Below are 16,376 nucleotides of genomic sequence, written 5' to 3' on the forward strand. Positions count from 1 at the left end.
AGGCCGACGATCGCCCCGACAACTTCACCTATTTGGCAGGAAAAGCGACCCGTCAATGTAACAAGGGCCGACGCACCTCGTGAGTACGCCGACCCCTGCGAACACGCTGTACGCGGAATCGATTAATCCCTGAAGTAACCCACGCCGCCCTCGAACAGGGGCTGGTACAGGTTGCCGGGCACGTTTTTGTACAGGCTGTAACCGCTGCGCTCGGTATGGCCCATCTTGCCCAGAACACGACCATCGGGGCTGGTGATAGCCTCGACCGCCCAAGCAGACCCGTTCGGGTTCACATCCAAGCCCATGGAAGACGCGCCCTGATCGTCAACGTACTGCGCGGCGATCTGACCATTGGCGGCCATACGCTCCAGCAACTCGGGGCTCGCCACGAACCGGCCTTCGCCATGGCTGATCGCCACTGTATGGATGTCGCCCACTTCGCACCGGCTCATCCAAGGCGACAGGTTCGACGCCACGCGCGTGCGCACCAAACGGCTCTGGTGACGGCCGATGTTGTTGAACGTAAGCGTGGGGCAATCCTCGTCCATCGGGCGAATATCGCCGTACGGCACCAGCCCCAGCTTCACAAGCGCCTGGAAACCGTTGCAGATGCCCAGCATGAGGCCGTCGCGGTTCTGCAGCAGATCGCGCACGGCTTCCGTCACTGCCGGAGCGCGGAAGAACGCCGTGATGAACTTCGCCGAACCGTCAGGCTCGTCGCCGCCGGAGAAACCGCCCGGAAGCATGATGATCTGGCTGTTCTTGATAAGGCGAACCAGCTCCGCCGTGCTTTCGGCAACCGCCTCGGGCGTCAGGTTGTTGATGACGAACGTCTCGGCCACGGCACCCGCGCGCTCGAACGCGCGGGCGGAGTCGTATTCGCAGTTGTTGCCCGGGAACACCGGGATGATGACGCGCGGCTTCGCGATGGTACCGTTGTACACAAGCGGAGCGCCGTTCGTGAAGCTCACGGCCTTGACCGGCTCGCCCTGGGCACGATACGGGAACACCGGCTCCAACGCGCCTTCCCATGCCTCCTGCAAACCGGCAAGGTCGATCGATTCGCCAGCAGCCTCGAACACGTACTCGTCAACGGTCTGGCCCAGCTCGGACACGCACACGGCATCGCTTGCATCCGGCAGTTCGACGCACGCGGGCATCTCCACCAGGAAACTGCCGTAAGCGGGAGCGAACAGCTGATCGGCCTGCACGCAATCGGCCAGCTTCACGCCAATGCCGTTGCCAACGCACATCTTGAACAGGGCTTCCGCCGTGCCGCCATATCCGGGCGTAGACACGGACAAAGCCGCGCCGTCGCCGATCAGGCGCTCGACCAGGGCAATAGCCTCCAGCAATCCATCGATCTGCGGCGTGACGCCGTCCTCGGCGTAACGCGGGGCAATGCGCAGCACGCGATTGCCGGCGGCCTTGAATTCGGGCGACGTCGCGCGCTCGACCGAACCCACCGCCGTCGCGAACGACACCAGCGTAGGCGGCACGTCCAGCGTTTCAAAGCTGCCGCTCATGGAGTCCTTGCCGCCGATCGAGCCCACGCCCAGATCGATCTGAGCCATCAGCGACCCCAGAACCGCCGCCGCGGGCTTGCCCCAGCGCTCGGGTTCGTCGCGCAGGCGCTCGAAGTATTCTTGGAACGTCAGGTACATGTCCTTGCGCAAAAAGCCCGCAGCCACCAGCTTCGCCACGCTCTCCACCACTGCCACGTACGAACCAGTGAACTGGTTCGCCTCGGTCAGGTACGGGTTGAATCCCCAGGACATGCCGCTGCACGTGGTGGTCTCGCCATCTACGGGCAGCTTGGCAACCATGGCCATGCTCGGCGTAAGCTGGTGCTTTCCGCCGAACGGCATGAGCACGGTAGCCGCGCCGATAGTGGAGTCGAAGCGCTCGGACAGGCCCTTGTTCGAGCAAACGTTGATGTCCGTGACCAGCGCCTGCATGCGCTCGGCCAGCGTGGAGCCCGGCCAAGAGCGCTCGTAGCGTCCGCCTTCGACCACGCGCACGTCCTGATGCTTCGGCGCGCCGTTGCTGGACAGGAAGTCGCGGCTCACGTCCACGATGGTCTTGTCGTTCCAGACCATGCGCACGCGCGCTTCTTCAGTGACCTCGGCGATAGGCGTAGCCTCGAGGTTCTCCTCGCGCGCAAGCGCCAGGAACGCATCGACGTCTTGGGGCGCCAGCGCCACGGCCATGCGCTCCTGGCTTTCCGAGATTGCCAGCTCGGTGCCATCCAGTCCGTCGTACTTCTTGGGAACCTTGTTCAAGTTGATGAACAGGCCATCGGCCAGCTCTCCCACCGCCACGGACACGCCGCCCGCGCCGAAGTCGTTGCAGCGCTTGATAAGCCGGCACGCGTCGCCGCGGCGGAACAGGCGCTGAATCTTGCGCTCGACAGGCGCGTTGCCCTTCTGGACCTCGGCGCCACAGCTTTCAAGGGAATCAAGGTTGTGGGCCTTCGAGGAGCCCGTGGCCCCGCCGATGCCGTCACGACCCGTGCGCCCGCCCAGAAGCACGATCACGTCGCCCGGTGCCGGCGTTTCGCGGCGCACGTGGTCAGCCGGCGTAGCGCCCACGACCGCGCCGATCTCCATGCGCTTTGCCGCGTACCCGGGATGGTAGAGTTCGTTCACCTGGCCGGTGGTCAAGCCAATCTGGTTGCCGTACGACGAATAGCCTGCGGCAGCCGTGGTCACCAGCTTGCGCTGCGGCAGCTTACCCGGCAGCGTTTCGGATACGGGCACCAGCGGATCGGCCGCACCCGTCACGCGCATGGCCTGGTACACGTAGCTGCGGCCCGAAAGCGGGTCGCGAATGGCACCACCCACGCAGGTGGCCGCGCCGCCGAACGGCTCGATCTCCGTCGGATGGTTATGCGTCTCGTTCTTGAACAGGTAGAGCCAATCCTGCTCTTCGCCGTCCACGTCGACCTTGACCTTCACGGTGCAGGCGTTGATCTCTTCGGACTCGTCGAGGCCGGTCAGCACGCCCTTCGACTTCAGGTACCGAGCGCCGATGGTGCCCATGTCCATAAGACACACCGGCTTATGATCGCGGCCCAGCTCATGACGCATGTCCAGGTACTTCTCAAACGCCGCGCGCACCGCCGCGTCGTTGATTTCGACGTTCGTGAGCTCGGTGCCGAACGTGGTATGACGGCAGTGGTCCGACCAGTACGTGTCGATCATCTTGATCTCGGTGATGGTGGGATTGCGGCCCTCTTCGGCGAAATACTGCTGGCAGAACACGATGTCGGCCAGGTCCATTGCCAACCCGCGGTCGGCTATGAACGCTGCCAGCCCTGCCTCGTCCAAATCAAGGAAGCCCTCGATCGTCTCCACCATGCCGGGAACCGGCTGCTCCATCTTGAGCGTGTCGCGCTCTTCGAGCGACGCCTCGCGCGCCTCGATGGGGTTGATCACGTACTGCTTGATAGCTTCGACATCCTCGTTCGAAAGGTCGCCGGACAGCACGTACACCTTCGCGCTGCGCACGTCGGGACGCTCGCCTTGGCTGATCAGCTGCATGCACTCGCTTGCCGAATCGGCGCGCTGATCGAACTGGCCCGGCAAGTACTCCACGGCGAACACGTGCGCGCCATCAGCCTGCGGAAGCTCGAACGTCGCGGTGTCGGACTGAGGCTCGCTGAACACGGTGGGAACGCACTGGGCGAATAGCTCGTCGCTTGCGCCTTCCACATCGTAGCGATTCACCAAACGCACGCTCTCAAGCCCCTCGACGCCCAAAATGCTGCGCAGCTCATGCGCAAGCTGCTGGGCTTCCACGTCAAAACCGGGCTTCTTTTCTACGTAGACACGAGAAACCATGGGGTCCCCTTACTTTTTGGAATCTTGCGCAGGCTTCGCATCCTGCTCGGTGGCCTTCGTCTCCTCGGCCTTCTTCAGCCTGAAGCCGCTGCCGAACAGCCCGCGCTTCTTCGGAGCCTCTTCGGCAACCTCCGGCGTTTCAGCCTCCTGCTGCTTCGCGGCGCGCTGAGCAGCCTTGGCCTTCTTTTCCTGCGCGCGCATCTCCTTGGACTTCTTGCTCATCATCTCTTCTTGATAGGCACGGCGAACCTTGCGGATCTTCGAGAAGTCCACGTACAGCGCGCCGATGATGCAGGCGTACGCCAAGCCCAACGAAATGTACGTCCCCACTTCCGGCAGGAAGGAACGGCCAACCCACGAAAGGGCCGTCAAGGCGATCGCGCCGATCAAAAGCCCCCACCAGATCTTGCGCAGCCTCTTGTACTGGGGCGTAGGCGGATTGTAGTACTGGCGATCGATCTGCGACTGCTTTGCGCGAGCGGCCTTTTGCTCGGCCTTCTTCTGCTGCTTGGTCTTCTGAGTGGGCTGCACGCGCACCGAAGCCGCGGCCTTGGACTTGGGCTTCGCGGACGCAGCGCTCTTGCGCGTTTGTCCCTGATGCTCGTCAGTCTGGTACCGGTCGTTCATGGGATTGCGTTGGGTCATGAGTTTGTTGCTCCTTGTTGGTTACTTGCGATTCGGCGAAGCGGGCGCGGCTAGTACGCGAACGCGCGGCCCGTGATCTTCTCGTAGGCTTGGATGTACTTTTGGCTGGTCTTCTCGATAACGTCCTGAGGAAGACGCGGCGGGTTGCCCGTCTTATCCCAGTTCGCGGTCAGCCAATCGCGCACGAACTGCTTGTCGAAGCTAGGCTGATCCTTGCCTTCGGCGTATTCGTCGCCCGGCCAGAAGCGGGACGAGTCGGGCGTCAGCACTTCGTCCGCCAAGATGATCCTGCCGTCCAGGCGGCCAAACTCGAACTTGGTGTCGGCAATCACGATGCCCTGCTTCTCGGCATGGTCGCGCGCCGTGGTGTACACCTTCAAAGACAGATCGCGCAGCTGCGTCGCGTCGTCTTCGCCAATGATCTCGACCAAGCGATCGAAGCTGATGTTCTCGTCATGGTCGCCGATCTCGGCCTTCGTGGACGGCGTGAAGATGGGCTGGGGAAGCTTCGACGAATTCACCAGGCCCTCGGGCAAGTCGATGCCGCACACGGTGCCCTGCTTCTGGTACTCTTTGAGGCCGCTGCCGGCCAGATAGCCGCGCACGATGCACTCGGAAGGGAACATCTCGGCCTTCTTGACCAGCATAAAGCGTCCGCGCAGGTAGTCGGCGTAGGGCTTGAACTGCTCGGGAAGATCCTCGACGTCGGCGGAAATCAGGTGGTTTTCCACCACGCCGTCCAAAAGCTCGAACCAAAAGCACGACAGCTGCGTGAGCACCGCGCCTTTGTGCGGAATTTCGTCTTCCAGGATGTAGTCGAACGCAGAAATACGATCCGTCGCCACCAGCAGCAGCTTGTCGCCCAGATCGTACAGATCGCGCACTTTACCCTGCGCATCGGGCTTGATGTCAATCCCCGTCATGCCGGTCCTTTCATTGCTCTCTCAACAACGCAGCGCGAGCCGGATAGCTCGCGCGCGATAGTTCCCTCAACCTACGTTATTATCGTCTATTTCAATGGCTATTTCTGGTCTTTACGGGACTTTCCACGTGATTTTTGCGCTTTTTGGCCCTTTTGCTGCCCCTCGTCCTTATACAGCGGAATATGAATGGTGAAGCACGCTCCCCTGCCCTTGGCGCCCTCCACCTGAACCCATCCGTGATGGCGATCCACGATCTCTTTCACCACGGACAGGCCAATGCCCAAACCGCCGCTTTCGCGCGTGCGCCCGGCGTCTGCTCGCCAGAACCGAGAGAACACCATTTTGGCCTCCTCGGGCGACAGGCCGATGCCCGTGTCCTCCACTTGAATAGCCGCCATGATCTCGCCGCGCCTCACGCGTACGGAGATATGACCGCCTTCGGGCGTATAGCGCACCGCGTTCGAAATGAGGTTGGCGGTTGCCTGGCGAATCATGTCGGCATCGCCGAGCACGCACACGTTGCGCTCCATTTCGTAGGACAGCGTAAGCCCCGAGTCGGACACGAACGCTTCGTGCGTGGACACGATGCCGTTGATCAACTCGCCCACGTCCACGATTTCTTTCTTCATGGGAGTGGAACGGCTCTCCAAGCGAGACAGGCGCAGAATGGCATCGACCAGGCGAGATAGGCGCTGAACCTCAGAGTTCACCGTTTCCAGGCGCTCCTCGTCGGCAGCGAACACGCCGTCCACCATAGCCTCGACCGTCGACTGGATGGCCATGAGCGGCGTGCGCAGCTCATGGGCAACATCGGTGGTCAGGCGGCGCTCCAATTCGCGGTCGCGCTCGATGGAATCGGCCATGGCGTCGAACGTCTCACCCAACCGCGCGATCTCGTCCTCGCCGTGCAAATCGGTTCGGGCGGACAGGTCGCCTTCCTTGATAGCTTTTGCCGTACTGGTCATGCGGTTGATAGGGCCAACCAGCGTGCGTGCGAACAAAAAACCGATGCACGAAGCCAGCACGATGGCCAGCACCGCGGCAAACACCATCGCCTGGTAGGAATTGTTGCGGAACTCCTCATCAGCCTGGGTTACCAAAGCCTCCGATCCGTACACCCATACGCGCACGGACCCGATGGCAACACCATCAACGACGATATTCGCGTGCTCCATGCCGTTGGAATTCATGCCCGGCGCAAGCGACGGCCCCCCATCAAGCGAAGGCCCGTCCTTCGGAGCGGGGGCACCAGAATCCCCCATCTTGATCCGGGCGGAGTTGTAGACTTCCGCTTGCCCGATGTTGTCAACCACCACAATGCCCACGCCGCTGCTCAAGCTTTGAGCGTATTCGGCAATAGCCTGCACATCCCGGCTGTAAAGCGTGCCGACCTCGCGGTACGATTCCTCGATTTTGTGAGCGGTGTTTTCGGCTAGAGACTTCATGTTGTCCTGGGAATACGTCTGGAAATGCTGCTCCCAAACAAAGGAAAGCACGCCAATGGCGACAAGCGCCGTCATTACGGCGATAAACGCAAAGGCGGCGGTGACGCGCGTCGTGTAGGTCAGGTTCTCCCACGAAAGGATCTTCTGCCCGCGCTTCCTGCCGGCCCCGGTATGGGGCACGACAACAGGTCCAGTTGTGCCGGAATCAGCTTCGACCGTCACACGCTCTGCCGATCTATCGGAAGAAACGGACGTTCCGGTCGAAGCTCGTTCGTTGATTGCGTCGCTCACGATGCGCTGCAGGCTACTGGGAGACCTTCGTGGGGTCTTCAAAGCGATAGCCCACGCCATGCACCGTGTGCAGCCACTTCGGGCTACGCGGGTTGTCGCCGATCTTCGCGCGAAGGTTCTTCACGTGCGAATCGATGGTGCGCTCGTAGCCCTCGAAGTCGTAACCGAGGACCTTCTCGACCAATTCCATGCGCGAATACACGCGACCCGGATAACGGGACAGCGTTGTGAGCAACTTGAACTCGCTCGCGGTCAGGTCGATTTCCTCATTGTTGACAAGCACTTTGTGGCCCGAAACGTCAATGGTAAGCTCGCCGAACTCCAAAACCTCGCGCTGAGGCTCCGAATCGGCATGCACGCGACGCAGAAGCGCGCGAGCGCGGGCAACCAGTTCGCGCGGGCTGAACGGCTTTACCAGATAGTCGTCAGCGCCCAGCTCCAGACCGATGATGCGGTCTTCAACTTCGCCCTTGGCCGTCAGCATGATAATGGGCACATCGGAATTGTCGCGGATGGCGCGGCAGACGCGCTCGCCCGGAACGCGAGGCAGCATCAGGTCAAGAATAACCAGATCGAAATGGTGCTTTGAAAATTCTTCGAGGGCTTCCTGGCCGTCGCCGACTGCCGTTACCCAGTAATTCTCGCGCTCGAGATACGCGGTCACCGCATCGCGGATGGCCTTTTCATCTTCAACCAGCAAGATGCGTCGTGTTTCGTTGCTCATGGATCACTCCTCAAGCTCGGTGGCTACCACCGCCGTGGCCCGCTTCCTCTAAAGCGACCAGGTGAAAACGCGGTGGTCGTGTTTGCGTTTATTGTAGCAATTACGCAAGAGGGCACTTGAACCTGTACAGGAAATGACACAATAAACACCATGGTAACCCGCAGATCAACACACGCTAATCACGCCAAACCCAGCACGGCTTCGAAACGACGCGCGAACAGGCGCGCCGCCTCGGAGAGCGCACCGCTTTACGCGGGCGGCAAGGCCAATGCGCGCGGCGGGCATGTAGGCAACGTCGCAGGATTCGGCACCGGAAGCGGAGGCAGCAGCCGCGGAGCAGCCCCGAGCGTCGGCAACGTTGCCGGGTACGGAACCGGCAGCACCAACGTCAGATCCGGCGGGGCTCATCGACGCACGACCTCTCCCGGCACAAGCCACGCAACTCCCCGCGCAACCACCGGCGGCAATACGAGCGGCCCGCGCATCCCCACGCCAAGCGGCGGAGAAATCCTGCTGACAAGACGGCACTTCCTGTTCGGCGCACTGGGAATCGGCGCGTTGGCCGCGGTCGGCGGCGGAGCTGCCGTGGTCGCGCAGCAGATGGAGAAAGACCCCGACGCCGACCTGACCGTGCTCAAAGTCCCCGCTAGCGCCGTCACCTCATCGGACTCGCTCGCGAACGTGGACGATTACCGCACGCGCATGAGCCTGACCGGCAGTTTCGAGCTGCCCTACGGAACGCTCGTGTGGGCGAACGACGAGCACGTAGCCGCTTGCCTGCTTCCCGCCGAAAGCGCCAAGCCGCTCACGCACGTTGCCCTGCTGGCCTTGGGATCAGGCGTCTCCACCACGGTTCTGGAGGGAGCCGTGGGCCTTGACGAGGGCTTCGAGATCTACGATGTACGCGCAACGTCTTCGGGACTGGTTTGGACCGAGGCGGACATCCTCGACGGCATCTGGCGCATTTACACAGCGCGCTCTGCCGGCACCAGCATAGGCGAGCCCGTGCTGGTTGAAGAAGGCAACGCCGACTACGAGACGCCGTCCATCGCCGCAGTTGGAAATCGTGCGTTCTGGCAAGTGCTTCCCAAACCGAAAGGCGCAAAGAAGGCGGAAAGCTCCTTGCTCAAGCGTGCGACCATGGGAGCATCCGACACCGAGGTGGTATACACCTCGCGCGGACGCATGGCAACGCCACCCTATGCGTCGAACGACTCTGTGATAATCACGCCCCGCACCGACACCTCGTCCATTCACTATCAATTGACCTGCATCGATGCAAATTCCGGCAACGTGAAAGACTCGTTAGCCCTTCCCGTTTCGATGAAGCCGCTAGAGGCAGGGTACGGCAAAACCGGATTCACGTTCTCGTTCGATGCCGGGTACGACTACGGCGACGGCATCTCCAAAGTAGGAACGTACACCCCAACCGCCGCCGCAACGAACGCCGACTACAGCAACGCGCCGTGGTTCTGGTTCGGCCGCGCGCCGTCCGCCCCGCCAGCATGGTGCGGCAAGTACTTCATGGTGAAGTCCACGACCGCCGTATGCGGAGTTGATTTTGCGACCAACGAGTACTTCGCGTTCGACGTGGAGAGCGGAGCCGACGACTACGGCGAGTATCTTGCCTCCACCGGATCGCACGACACCGTAGTCACGTTCGCCAACATCGACCACGTTCCGCTTGGCGGCGAACCCGTGAAGTGCTGCCGCGTGCGCGTGTGGACGCCGACGGCGTAAGCCGGGAACAAGCTGCAAGCGATTCCCAGATCGGTTCCGAAGCCGAAGGTCGGCGCACCGTCGAATGCGATTCAGGGTTTGCCGCTTGCGGCGGGCGGCTTGCAGCTCGCAACTTGAGGCTCGCGGCCCGCATTTTGGCACGAATCGACGGGCTTGCGCTCCCCTCGGTGCGTCGCCTTCAGACGTCGGGAAAACGCCAGAGCTCTGACCTGCGCTGTTTGTTCATGCGCGCAAAAAGGGTCCGTTTTATACGCTAGCTCGAGAACGCAGACCGGGAATGCCGCGCCAGTTTCATCTGGATCCGACGCCAGAAACGCGCGGAAGCGATCGCGAAGGCTCCGCAACTTGCAGGCATTCAAACTCCGGCCGGCAGCCCATGAACCACGAAGGCCCTCCGTACGTGAAGGGCCTTCGTTACCATGCGATCTTGCGTCCCGGCGATCAGCTAGAACTCCAGCTCCTGAAGACGATCGAACACGATGTCTTTACGGGTAAGGAAGTCCCACGGATCGAAGATCTCGTCGAGCGTTTCCTTCGACAACTTGGCTTCGGGATCGGCCTCGAGGTTCTCGCGGTACGTGGGGCCGTCCACCGCATTCTGGATGTCTTCCCACACCTTCATGGCGTTGCGCTGCACGATCACGTACGCATCCTCGCGGCTGATCCCCGTGTCCACCAGCGCAAGCAGCACTTTCGAGCTGAAGATGAGACCCTTGGTGCGCCACAGGTTGTGCTCCATCTTGGCGGGGTAGGTCTGCAAGCCATCCAGCATCCACTGCATCTTGCCGAACATGTAGTCAAGCGCCGTGAAGCTGTCGGCCAGCACCACGCGCTCGGCACCGGAGTGGCTGATGTCGCGCTCATACCACAGGGCCACGTCGTCGAAAGCCACCTGCGCGTTGGACTTCACCACGCGCGCCAGGCCGCAGACGCGTTCGGCCGTGATGGGATTGCGCTTGTGAGGCATGGCGGAAGAGCCCTTCTGGCCCTTCGTGAACGGCTCTTCGGCCTCGATCACGTCGGACTGCTGCAGCAAGCGCACCTGCATGGCAATGCTTTCGAGCGTAGACGCCGTCACGGCAAGGCCAGCCATGACCTGCGCATGACGATCGCGTGCGAGCACCTGCGTGGACAGCGGATCGGGCGTGAGGCCCAGCTTTTCGCACACGTACTGCTCCACGTACGGATCGATGCTGGAATACGTTCCTACCGCACCGCTGATCGCGCCCGTTGCCGCCACGTTGCGCGCCTCTTCCATGCGCGTTTGCGCGCGCTTGAGCGCCCAAGCCCAGCTACCGAACTTCATGCCAAACGTCATAGGCTCGGCGTGAATACCGTGCGTGCGACCGACACACAGCGTGTTCTGGAACTCGAACGCACGACGCTTGCACGTTTCTCCCAGTTGCTTGATGTCCTCAAGAATGATGTCGATAGCCTGCGTGACCTGGTACGATAAAGCGGTATCTCCCAAGTCGGACGAAGTCATGCCGTAGTGCACCCAACGGCTGGGAGGTTCCTGGCCCTCCGGCACGTCAGCGTCAATGTACTCGGCCATGTTCGTGGTGAAGGCGATAACGTCGTGGTTCGTCACTTTCTCGATCTCGTCGATGCGCTCCACGGTGAAATCGGCATGCGCGCGAATCCACGCAGCCTCCTCCTTCGTGATGCCCGCTTGGCCCAGCTCTGCTTGGGCTTCGCACGCCAGCACCTCGATCTCCTTCCAGATTTCGAACTTGTTCTGCAACTCCCAGATGGCCCCCATTGCGGGGCGCGTGTAGCGGTTGATCACGCCGGTCCCTTTCACCCAATCGTACCTGATGGCAATAGGATACCGCAAACATGCGGCCAAGCGACGGTTTCCACGGAAAGCGCCGAGGCCGCAGACGAACGCGGCGGCGCGGTGGGCCGGACGGAAGAAGCATCCTTGACTTCTTCCGTCAAATCAGTACTCTATTTCCTAGTAAGTTTCTAGTTTTTAGGGGGACGTCATGGAGCAAGCAGAACGAAATCGAAACATGCGAGGCCGCGTACGCTCGGTCAACGTCTCCAAACGAAAAGGCACGCGCAAAACGCCTTGCACCTCCCCTATTGCCGTCATCGAGCATCAGGGCGTGGCGGGCGACGCGCACGCCGGCGATTGGCACCGACAGGTTTCGCTTCTAGCCTGGGAGTCCATCGAGAAGGCTCGTGCCATGGACCTTGACGTGGCAGAAGGCGATTTCGCCGAAAACGTTACCACCGAAGGTATCGATCTGCTTTCTTTGCCCTTGGGCACACATGTGCGCATCGGCGATGACGTGCTTCTGGAGCTTTCCCAAATCGGGAAAGTCTGTCACACGAAATGCGCCATCTATCACCTAGCCGGCGACTGCATTTTCCCGCGCGAAGGAATTTTCTTCGTTGCGCTTTCCGACGGCCAAATCAAGGAAGGCGACGCCGTTGAAGTGGTTTCTCTAGGCGACGGAACGTGCGGCTACACGCCGCCCGAAGCCCTTGAAGAGCTGCGTGCGGCACAAGGATAGTCGACCGGGGATCAATCCATCAGCAACGCATCGTAGAGCATTCTTGGAGCCGCAAGGGCCAACTTTTCAGCAGCCTCCTGAGGTGAGGGCATGGTTCCCATGCGGTACCATTCAGTGAGTATCTCTGTTTCAGTTTTCACCCATCTATCGAGGCAAAACATAAGTTCATCGCTAATCTCCATATGACGGTAATCTTGCAGGGTTTCGAGCAACGCGCACTTTCTGTAATGAGGCATGATGCTGCGCTCGCTCGGGCAGTTAAGCGTGTATTGCGTCGCTACTTTAAAAAAATCGCTTTCAAGCGACAGCAGGGTCAAGTGATGGAAATACCCCGTTTCCCAGTCTATCGTACGACCGACCTCTATAAGATAGAACTTGTGAACATGCGTCGGCCACCACCAATGCAAGCTGTACTTACTGTCGAAATGCCGATAGAACATCTGTCGGGATATACCTGCGCGTTCGCAAAGATCCGTCACTTTAACCTGATCGAGAGATCTATCGACTGCGTGCATGATGCGCAATTTCATCTGCACATCCTCGTCATCAAAAAGCCCTTTCGGCTCCCAAGAATCCGCCTTCATAGCCCCCTCCGTCCGCATCCCCATACGGCCCCTCCAGTATACACTCACGATGAGCGCCAGCATACAACCCAGCTCCGTCGCGAAACGGAGCTGGGAAATCAACAGGCTATTTCAAACCTACATCGAAGCTCGTTAAGAGTGAGGCGGATTCAACCCGGCTGATTCGGCGGCTTCGCGAAGATCCTTCCAAACCGACAGGTGATCGATCTCAAGCGCCTTGCACACGGTATCGCACATGCCGCATTCTATACATTCCCACAAGCCGTTTTGCACAGCCTCCACCACACGGTCCCCTTGATCGTACGGATCGTAAAATCGATTTGCGATAGCAATCATGCCCGTCGGTCCAATATAGGATTTAAGTCCTTTCTGTTCCACAACAGGGCAAGCTGCCGTGCACACGCCGCAACGAGCGCAATACTCAAGCGGTTCGAGCTTCTTGGGCAAAGATGCGTCGACCGGAGCCTTCACCTCTTCGACCGTAAGATCGAAAGCACGCTGGCGCGCAAGAATTCGACTCACCCTGTCGGTAATCTTCGTCTTGTCCACGATCAAATCGCGCACTACCGGGAAATGCTTAAGAGGGGTAACCTCGTTTTTATCTGAATCTTCCACCAGCGTCACGCAAGCGAGGCAAGGAACCCCGTTGAGCGTCATAGCACACCGCCCGCACACGCGTCCACGACAGCTGTAGTCGAAAGCAATGGGCTCTATCGTATCGTTAACTTGAACCAACGCCTCGAGCAAAGTCATATGCTCGGTATGCGTGATTTCGTATTCCTCAAAATGAGGAGCGGGATCCACCGAAGGATTGTACTTTTGAATCTTGATTTTCATAACTTACCTCCTCGTAAGCGCGCAAACAGCAGCAGCTAGTCCAATTCGACAACGGGAACGGTTTCGAGCTGCATTTTGCCGTCCACGTTTTTAGCGACGATGTTGCACGTCCACTTTGCCGGGTCTTCTTGCGGGAATTCAGGTCGATAGCTATGTCCACGGCTTTCTTCGCGCATAAGAGCTGCTTTCGAACTAGCTTCGGCAATGTCGAGCAGGTTGTAAGCTTCGATAGCGGCCTTCCAGTCGGTGTTGTAGTTCAGAGAGGCGTCTCCGAGCTGCATTTTGGGCAGTTCTTCCGCACGGATGCGCTCGAGCTCCGCCACGGCCTCTTTCATTGCCGCGGTTTCCCGCGTAGGCTGACATGCTTGATAGCAGGCGCGTTGAATCATGCGCGTAATTTCCTGGGGGCGCTTGCCACCGGATCGGCGCGTACGCATTTCGTGCAACCGCCCGACTTCCTTTTCAACCGAAGCGAAGGTAAACGACTGCGGCTTGTTCTTGCCCGGTCCTTCGGCGTATTCAATCGCCTTCATCATCGCATAGGATCCGTCTCGGTATGCGACATTGACCGAAGTGCCCCCTTGAGCACCCGAGACGCCGCCGCCGCGGGCGCAGAACAACCCCGGCATGCCCTCGACCATCAGGCTCTCGTCCACACGCGGATTTCCACCGTGCTCGTACGTTTCAAGCGCGCATTCGAGCTTGGAAGAGGATACGTCTATGCCGAACACCTCTTTCCACAAGGTAACGTTGCGACGGTAGACTTCCCCCATAGCCGCGAAAGCCTCAGGGCTCGAGAAATCCACGTACACGCCGCCGTTGGGCGACCCTCCGCCATCGTGGATAGCCTTGGCAATCGTTCGCGTGAACGTGATGCGGTCGAGCGTCGAGTAGTCCATCCCTCTGAAGAAGTAGTTGTCGTTCGCATCGCAAATGTACTCGCAGCATAGGTTGTCGGCGCCGATACCGCCTACGAACGTAGCTGCAAGACCGGTCGGATACATGCTGATGAGATCGAACTGGAAGAACTCCGAATCCTGCAAGGCCGCGCCTCGTCGATAAGCTGCGGCATCGACATCGCCCGTATTGTCCGGTGAGTTGATGGAAGTGGCCGCTACTGTATTCCACCCATACACCCACGAGCTTGCGCCTGTGCAGGAAATCGTCGACTTGGCTCGAAACGCGCGCACCGTCCCGGTAGGAATATGCAATCCGATAGCGCCTATGCACGCGCCGTCTTCAATAATGACATCAGTAATCATAGTTTGATCGAAGATACGAGCACCTGATCGCTCTACCGAGTCGGTAAAGTAACGAGGAAAGCCATTGAAGGTTCCGAAAAGCGGGTACCCGGGCATGTCGAGGCCGGGGACGAACGCGCCCGTCTCGTCTCGCATAAACAGATTGTTCCCTTCCTGCGCATAACGCAAGAGAAGATTGCGATCCTCGACGGAAAATGCCTCGTGAGTCGCCTTGGCGATCTTCTTGTTCGTAAGCTCGTTCAGGACGAAGTCTTCGGACTTGTCCCATGGCGTATCGGTCTGGATGAAGTTCACCCAATTGCACCAATTGTATCCGCATGCTCCCCCGAAATGGAAAGGTGCTTTCTCCACCACCACGACGTCTTGTCCCTGCTTGTAAGCCTGAAGCGCCGCATGAGAGCCGGCAAGGCCGCCGCCGATGATAAGGATGTCCGTATCATAGAGCTCATACAGCACTTGCTCGCCGTCGACGGGTCCTTGCGCGCCCTGCTTGCCACCTTCCCCCGAAGAAGAGCACCCGCTCATAACCCCTGAAAGCACCATCGTGCCAAAGGCTACAGCACTGCCTCCGAGAAACGTGCGCCTCGATATACCCGCTTCGCCAAACGACCCGTTACCGCAACCGTCTTTCATACGATCCCCTCCTTGTTGCGTCCCATTCTCAGCGGAGCAGCGTCCGCTCGATGCACCCATTGTCACAGGTGCTCTGGGAAACTTTCAAAGAACGGAACTGGATAACCGTATGAGAAACGCAACAAAAAGCGAAGTTGTCCGCGCAAGGACAACAACTTCGTTTTCTGCTCGGCCTTTCCGACGCATAACGAAGGAGCTTTTTCAAAAAGCTACAACGCTTTGAACAAAGCTCGCACTTCGTCGAGAACCTCGTTGTCAACCACGACGATGGCCTTGTCGCCCGGATAGAGCACGGTTTCCTCGTTGACCACTTCCACGTTGTCGTCGTCTTGAGGAGAGACGGCGGCAACCAGGCTGTTTTCGGGCATGGGCAGCGACGACACCAGAATACCCGCCTCGTTGGAGTGATGGCGCATGCGCGGCACCACGATCTCGGTCAGCATGACGTTGCCGTGCGTAAGCGACGACGCAACGCTCACGCTGCCAAGCAGCGTCTCCTCTTCGATGAGGTTCGCAATGAGCGTGGTGGACGACACGCATTCGATGCCCACCTCTTTGAAAATGCGAAGGTTCTTCGGGCTGTTCACGCGGGCAATGCAGCGCGGCACGTTGAACACGCGCTGCGCGATCTCGCACGACACCAGATTGTCGTCGTCTTGGCCTGTAGTGGCCACGAACACGTCAGCGCGGCGAATGCCCGCATCTTCCTGATACTTCGAATCGCAGCCGTCGCCGTGGATGACCAGGTACCGGCCCTGCAGCGCCACCGACAACCTGTCGGCCGTCGAAAGCGTCTCCTCTATAATGGCCACGTCGTTGCCGCTTTGCAGCAGCACGGTGGCCAGGTACTCGCCAATTTTGCCGCCTCCCGCGATCACGATGTACATGAAGCTTCCTTTCCCGACAGCCCTGCAAGCCGCCCGCATTC

12 protein-coding genes are annotated in these 16,376 nt (G+C 59.9%); 2 read left to right on the plus strand and 10 right to left on the minus strand.

What is annotated here, in order from left to right; genetic code table 11:
• Positions 1–122: 122 nt before the first annotated feature.
• From LQE90_RS11440 to LQE90_RS11460, 5 genes are all read right to left on the minus strand, one after another.
• Complete coding sequence (locus LQE90_RS11440) at positions 123–3,842, minus strand: phosphoribosylformylglycinamidine synthase (RefSeq protein WP_216529221.1); 3,720 nt, start codon at positions 3,840–3,842, stop codon at positions 123–125.
• A gap of 9 nt (positions 3,843–3,851) precedes the next feature.
• A complete protein-coding gene (locus LQE90_RS11445) occupies positions 3,852–4,487 on the minus strand; it encodes a hypothetical protein (protein ID WP_114567838.1) in 636 nt (211 codons plus the stop codon).
• Between the two features lie 50 nt (positions 4,488–4,537).
• Positions 4,538–5,410: a phosphoribosylaminoimidazolesuccinocarboxamide synthase gene (locus LQE90_RS11450; RefSeq protein ID WP_216529220.1), complete on the minus strand. Its 873-nt coding sequence runs from the start codon at positions 5,408–5,410 to the stop codon at positions 4,538–4,540.
• Between the two features lie 98 nt (positions 5,411–5,508).
• Positions 5,509–7,077 (minus strand): sensor histidine kinase, encoded by a 1,569-nt coding sequence (locus tag LQE90_RS11455; protein ID WP_231088319.1) that lies wholly within the window; start codon positions 7,075–7,077, stop codon positions 5,509–5,511.
• An 82-nt stretch (positions 7,078–7,159) separates the two neighbouring features.
• A complete protein-coding gene (locus tag LQE90_RS11460) occupies positions 7,160–7,870 on the minus strand; it encodes a response regulator (RefSeq protein WP_103264709.1) in 711 nt (236 codons plus the stop codon).
• 150 nt (positions 7,871–8,020) lie between these two features.
• Here LQE90_RS11460 and LQE90_RS11465 point away from each other — a divergent pair, with 150 nt between their 5' ends.
• Positions 8,021–9,610 (plus strand): Tat pathway signal protein, encoded by a 1,590-nt coding sequence (locus LQE90_RS11465; protein WP_225749794.1) that lies wholly within the window; start codon positions 8,021–8,023, stop codon positions 9,608–9,610.
• A gap of 445 nt (positions 9,611–10,055) precedes the next feature.
• On the opposite strand, the gene purB is transcribed toward LQE90_RS11465, so the two are convergent.
• A complete protein-coding gene (gene purB, locus LQE90_RS11470) occupies positions 10,056–11,399 on the minus strand; it encodes an adenylosuccinate lyase (RefSeq protein ID WP_216529218.1) in 1,344 nt (447 codons plus the stop codon).
• Between the two features lie 199 nt (positions 11,400–11,598).
• On the opposite strand from purB, the gene LQE90_RS11475 reads away from it, so the two are divergent.
• Positions 11,599–12,132, plus strand: a complete 534-nt coding sequence (locus LQE90_RS11475; protein WP_216529217.1) for an MOSC domain-containing protein — start codon at positions 11,599–11,601, stop codon at positions 12,130–12,132.
• Positions 12,133–12,143: 11 nt separating this feature from the next.
• On the opposite strand, the gene LQE90_RS11480 is transcribed toward LQE90_RS11475, so the two are convergent.
• From LQE90_RS11480 to LQE90_RS11495, 4 genes are all read right to left on the minus strand, one after another.
• Entirely contained in the window at positions 12,144–12,716 is a 573-nt protein-coding gene (locus LQE90_RS11480) for a TetR/AcrR family transcriptional regulator (RefSeq protein ID WP_114567856.1), read from the minus strand.
• Positions 12,717–12,848: 132 nt separating this feature from the next.
• The gene (locus tag LQE90_RS11485; protein WP_216529216.1) at positions 12,849–13,553 is read right to left on the minus strand and encodes a succinate dehydrogenase/fumarate reductase iron-sulfur subunit; all 705 of its coding nucleotides are present in this window, start codon (positions 13,551–13,553) and stop codon (positions 12,849–12,851) included.
• A gap of 35 nt (positions 13,554–13,588) precedes the next feature.
• Positions 13,589–15,448, minus strand: coding sequence for an FAD-dependent oxidoreductase (locus tag LQE90_RS11490; RefSeq protein ID WP_114567844.1), 1,860 nt, complete (start codon positions 15,446–15,448; stop codon positions 13,589–13,591).
• A gap of 209 nt (positions 15,449–15,657) precedes the next feature.
• A complete protein-coding gene (locus LQE90_RS11495; protein ID WP_114567845.1) occupies positions 15,658–16,335 on the minus strand; it encodes a potassium channel family protein in 678 nt (225 codons plus the stop codon).
• Between the last annotated feature and the right edge of the window lie 41 nt (positions 16,336–16,376).

Origin of the sequence: Paraeggerthella hominis, from assembly GCF_021044775.1 — a bacterium.
Taxonomy (GTDB): Bacteria; Actinomycetota; Coriobacteriia; order Coriobacteriales; family Eggerthellaceae; genus Paraeggerthella; species Paraeggerthella hominis.